1 protein-coding gene is annotated in these 4083 nt (G+C 71.8%); it reads left to right on the top strand.

The features are described 5' to 3' along the window. Positions 1-4083: SDR family NAD(P)-dependent oxidoreductase (locus ABZ833_RS45520; RefSeq protein WP_361059999.1), on the top strand; the 4083-nt coding region annotated here is incomplete at both ends.

Raw genomic sequence — 4083 nt, 5'->3', positions numbered from 1 at the left:
GGAGCGGGAGCTGGGTGGCCGGGTGCAGGTCGCGGCGGTGAACGGGCCGCGCGCGGTGGTCGTCTCCGGCGAGGGCGAGGCCCTCGATGTGGTGGTCCAGGCCTTTGAGGGACAGGGGCGGCGGGTGCGGCGGCTGCGGGTCTCGCACGCCTTCCACTCCCACCTGATGGAGCCCATGCTCGCCGAGTTCGGTGAGATCGCCGCGCAGCTCACCTACCACGCGCCCAGGCTGCCGGTCATCTCCAACGTGAGCGGGCAGCTGGCCACCGCCGCCGAGCTGACCGACCCCGGCTACTGGGTGCGTCAGGTGCGCGGCACCGTCCGGTTCCACCAGGGCATCACCACCCTGACGGCCGCGGGGGTGCGCACCTTCGCCGAGATCGGGCCGCGCGGCGTGCTGACCGCGATGGTCACCGACTGCCTGCCCCCGGACATTGCCGACAGCACCGTATGCGTGGCCCTCTCCCGGACCGGACGGCCCGAGACCACCACCCTGGTCCAGGCCCTGGCCCGCCTGTGGACCACCGGCACCCACCTCGACTGGCACACCCTCACCCCCACCAACCAGAACACCACAGGGGACAACCTGGAACTGCCGGTCTACGCCTTCGACCGCCACCGCTACTGGCTGGACCGCACCTCGCAGACCGGCAACGGCGACCTCAGCCGGGTCGGACTGACCACGCTCGACCACGGTCTGCTCGCCGCGTCCGTGGACGTCGCCGGCGACGGACCCCTGGTGCTGTCCGGCCGCATCTCGCTGTCCACGCACCCCTGGCTGGCCGACCATGCGGTGGCCGGAACGGTCCTCGTGCCCGGCAGTGCCTTCGCCGACCTGGCCCTGCGCGCCGGTGACGAGACCGGCTGCCCGCAGGTGGAGGAACTCCTCGTCCAGCAGCCCCTGGTCCTGCCCGCCGACAGCACGATCGAGCTCCAGGCGGTCATCGAATCGCCCGGCGAAGACGGCCGGCGCACCCTGTCCATTCATGCCCGCACCGGCGACATCTGGACCCGGCACGCCCAAGCCACCCTCACCCCCGCGTCCGGGTCCGCGTCCGGGTCCGGGTCCGATGCGGACAACTCCGCCTGGCCGCCTGCTGGTTCGGTCGCGGTTCCGGTCGAGACTCTGTACGCCGATCTCGCCGAGCGCGGCTACCACTACGGCCCCGCGTTCCAGGGCCTGACCGACGTGTGGCGCTGCGCCGACCCGGCCGTGCTGTTCGCCCAGGTGACCCTGCCCGAGCACACGCATCAGGACGCCGCCCGCTACAACATCCACCCCGCCCTGCTGGACGCCGCGCTGCACGCGCTGCAGCTGCACCCCGCCTTCCCCCAGGACGGCACCTGGCTCCCCTTCGCCTGGAACCACGTCACCCTCCACGCCACCAACGCCACCACTCTCCACGTCACCCTCCACATCACCCCCGACAACACCATCCAGCTCACCGCCACCGACCCCACCAACACCCTTGTCATCGAAGCGGAGTCGGTCCGCTTGGAGGAGGTGGAGCCGGCTCGGTTGTCGAGTGTCACGTCAGATCTGGACGGGCTCTACGCGCTGGAGTGGGTGCCGGTCACCGAAAACACCGCCACCCCCCTCACCTCGGTCGCCGTCCTGGGCGAAGCCCCCTTCACCCTCCCCCAGGCCACCACCCATGCCGACACCGCCGCGCTCCTTGCGTCGCTCGATGCGGGTGGTGCGCTGCCGCAGTGCGCGGTACTGCAGATCGCGGCTCCGGAGGCGGTCGATGTCCCGGCGGCCGCGCACGAACTCGCCGAGAAGCTGCTCCTGACGGTGCAGGCGTGGGTCGCGGACGAACGCCTGGAGAGCGTGCCGCTCGTCGTGGTCACCCGAGGCGCGGTGGGCACGGGGCAGGGACCCGACGACCCCGGTGTCACCGACCTGTCCGCATCGGTCGCCTGGGGACTCATCCGCACCGCCCAGACCGAACACCCCGACCGCTTCATACTTCTCGACGCCGAGACCACCACGGCTGACACCGAATGGGACGGCCTCCTCGCCCACGCCGCAACCGGCGACGAACCCCAACTCGCCCACCACAAGCACACATTGCTCGCCCCTCGCCTCCAGCGAGCCGTTACTCGGCAGCAGGGCCAGGACACGGACGCCGTCGCGTTGGACCCGGCAGGCACTGTCCTGGTCACCGGAGGTACCGAGGGGCTCGGCAGGGATGTGGCGCGCCACCTCGTCGCGCGGCACGGGGTCCGCCACCTCGTCCTCACCGCCCACGACACCACCGTCTCCGACGAGGCGACGGCGGAGCTGCGTGCCGAACTCGCCGCTCTCGGAGCTCAGGTGACGATCGCCGCCTGCGATCCGGCCGACCGGGCCGCGCTGACCGAGGTGCTGGCCGACATCCCGGCGGAGCAGCCGCTCACCGCTGTCGTCCACGCGGTGGGAGAGGTGGCGGGCGGACTCCTCAATGCGCTTACCCCGGACCGGCTCGGCGAACTGCTGGACGCGCACGTCACGGGCGCCACCGCTCTGCACGAACTCACCCGGGATCTGGACCTCTCGGCGTTCGTCGTCTTCTCCTCGGCCGCCGGCGTGCTCGGTGGCGCCGGGTACGCGGGCCTGGCCGCCGCCGGAAGCTTCCTGGACGCTCTGGCCCTGCGGCGCCGGGCCGAAGGGCTGCCCGGACTCTCCGTTGCCTGGGGCGCGCTCCGTGCGCAGAACGGCGCGGGCGCTGCGGGAAGCGACGCGGCGCGGCTTTCGCGCGAGGGCGCGGTGGCGCTCCCGGTCGAGGAGTGCCTCGCCCTGTTCGACGCGAGTCTGCTCTCGGGCACGCCTCTGACGGTCGCCACGCGTGTCGACGTACAGGTGCTGCGTGAGCGCGCGATGGCCGGTGTGCTTTCTCCGGTCTGGTCCGGCCTCGTGCGTACGCCGCTGAGGCGCGCCGCCGCTTCGGAGGGCGGCTCGGGCCTGGCGCTGGCCCGCCGTCTGCTCGGCCTCTCCAAGGCGGAGCGCAACCGGGTCGTCCTCGACCTCGTCCGCGGCCATGTCGCCACGATCCTCGGCCACGACTCCCTGAACAGCGTCGACGAGACCAAGGGCTTCCTCGACTCGGGCGTGGACTCGCTGACCGCGGTGGAGCTGCGCAACCGGCTGTCCGCAGCCACGGGGCTCCAGCTGCCCGCCACCCTCGTCTTCGACCACCCGACCCCGGCCGCCCTGGCCCATCACGTCGTCGAGGAGGTGCTCGGCACCTCGGCCGCCCTCCAGCCGGCCGAGCCGGTCACGGCCGTCGACACCACCGAACCCATCGCCGTGGTGGGCATCGCCTGCCGATTCCCGGGCGGTGTGCGTACGCCGGAGGACCTGTGGGACCTGGTGGCGGCCGGCGTCGACGCCACCGGTGACTTCCCGTCCGACCGCGGTTGGTCCGAGGACCTGTACGACCCCGACCCGGAGCACCCCGGAACCTCGTATGTCCGTCGCGGCGGTTTCCTGGACGATGTGGCGGGCTTCGACGCGGAGTTCTTCGGCATTTCGCCGCGTGAGGCGGTGGCGATGGATCCGCAGCAACGGCTGCTTCTTGAGACCTCATGGGAGGCGTTGGAGCGGGCGGGCCTGGACCCGCAGGCCCTGAAGGGCAGCCGGACCGGCGTCTACGTCGGCGCCGGGACCTCCTCCTACATCTGCGACATGGAGGGCCTGCCGGAGAGCGTCGAGGGCTACGCCTTCACCGGCAACACCTCCAGCGTGCTGTCGGGCCGGGTGTCGTACTCATTCGGGTTCGAGGGGCCCGCGGTGTCGGTGGACACCGCGTGTTCCTCGTCGCTGGTGGCACTGCACATGGCGGTCCAGGCGCTGCGGCAGGGGGAGTGCACGCTCGCCCTGGCCGGCGGCGTGACGGTGTTGGCGAGTCCTGGTGGTTTCATCGAGTTCTCCCGTCAGCAGGCACTGGCGCCGGATGGGCGGTGCAAGCCGTTCTCGGCGGATGCCGACGGGACGGCCTGGGCCGAGGGCGTCGGGTTGTTGGCGTTGGAGCGTCTTTCGGATGCGCGGCGTCTTGGGCACAAGGTGCTGGGTGTGGTGCGGGGTTCGGCCGTCAATCAGGA

The organism is Streptomyces sp. NPDC047525 (assembly GCF_040643025.1).
GTDB classification, from domain to species: Bacteria; Actinomycetota; Actinomycetes; order Streptomycetales; family Streptomycetaceae; genus Streptomyces; species Streptomyces durmitorensis.
Note: the sequence above shows the minus strand (reverse complement) of the source record. Positions and strands in the feature narration are given on the sequence as shown.